Here is a 1,501-nt window from a genome sequence, read left to right as displayed (position 1 = left end):
CCGCGCAGGGCGGCCCGCAGGGCGCTGCCGGTCGGCGCGACGGGCCCTCGCACCACCGCGTAGGCGAGCGGCGGGCCGTCGGGGTGCTCGACGACGGCCGCCTCGACCACCGCGGGATCGGCCGTGAGGGCAGCCACCACGGGGTGTTCGGCGGCGGCCAGCCGCTCGCCGGGCAGTGCGGACAGTGCCAGGTCCGGGTTGCCGGCCACGGCGGTGAGCAGCGCGGCGAAGGCGTCGGTGAGCCGGGTGGCGGTGGTCGCGTCCAGCGCGTCCCGGTCGTGCTGGACCAGGACGCGCGGCCGCGGGCCGTCCTCCAGCAGCAGGGTGAGGCCGAACTTGGCCAGTCCCAGGTCGAGTTCGACGTTCTCGGTGTCGAGGCCGGGCAGCACCAGCGGGTCGGCGATCCGGAGCAGGTCGCAGCTGACCGAGAGCAGCGGGGTGCCGTCCGCCCCGCGCGAGGCCGCGCCGAGCCGCTCGACCACGAGGTCGAACGGCACCTCGTGGTGCTGCTGGGCGTCGAGCAGGGCGGTGCGGACGAGACCGAGCAGTTCGGCGAACGACGGGTCTCCGGACGGATTCGTCCGCACGGCGAGGGTGTTGACGGCGAGGCCGACGGTCCGGCGGAACTCGGGCCGCGCGCGGTGGCCGCTGGCGCAGCCGAGGACGAGGTCGTCCTGCCCGGAGGCGGTGCGCAGCACGGCGAACGCGGCGGCCAGGACGACGGTGTACAGCGTGGCGCCGTGCCGCGCGCCGAGGACGCGCAGCCCTTCCACCACGGCGGGGTCCACCGGGGCGGCGTGCAGGGCGGCGCGGCGCTCGCGGGCGCCGGATGGGACGGGCCGCAGCAGCGACAGCGGCCGGGCTCCGGACAGACCGGCCGCGAGGGTGTCGGCGGCGGCCGTCAACTCGGCCTCCCGGGCTCGCTCCTGGCGGGCGTAGTCGGCGTACGAGGGGGCCACCGACGGGAGTTGGGCCGGAACCCCCTCGCATCCGGCGCGGTACAGCGCGGCGATGTCCGAGGCGATGAACGGCAGCGAGCCGCCGTCCACCGCGATGTGATGGATCGTCAGTAACAGTGTGTGGTCCTCGGGACCGTGTCGCAGCAGCAGGGCGCGCAGCACCGGGCCGGCGGCGAGGTCGAACGGGCGGGCGGCCTCGGCGAGGAGCTGCTCGGGGCCGGTGGCGTCCAGCACCGGCAGCGGCACCGGGGCGACCGGGTCGGTCTGCTGGTAGGGCTGGTCGCCCCGGCGCGGGTAGCGGGTGCGCAGGACGGCGTGCCGCTCGGTCAGGCCGGTGATCGCGGCGGCGAGGGCGGCCTGGTCGAGCGGGCCGCGCAGCCGGGTGGCGATCGGCACGTTGTAGAGGGCGCCGCCCTGGCCGAGGTGGTCCATCAGCCACATCCGCTGCTGGGCGTGCGAGAGCGGGGCCGGCTCGACGGGTGCGGCCGGGCCGCCGGGCGCGACGGGTCGGGCGGGGGCGGTGGCGGTGCGGCGGTCGCGGG

The 1,501-nt window shown here is 77.4% G+C and carries 1 protein-coding gene; it reads right to left on the bottom strand.

Going from position 1 to position 1,501, the window contains the following annotated elements; translation table 11 throughout:
• The coding region (locus AE652_RS41205; RefSeq protein ID WP_049661102.1) for a condensation domain-containing protein at positions 1–1,501 on the bottom strand (1,501 nt) is incomplete at both ends.

The sequence above is a fragment of the Kitasatospora sp. MY 5-36 genome (assembly GCF_001182915.1).
Classification (GTDB): Bacteria; Actinomycetota; Actinomycetes; order Streptomycetales; family Streptomycetaceae; genus Kitasatospora.
The sequence above is the reverse complement of the archived record's forward strand: the minus strand, read 5'-3'. Positions and strand labels throughout refer to the sequence as shown.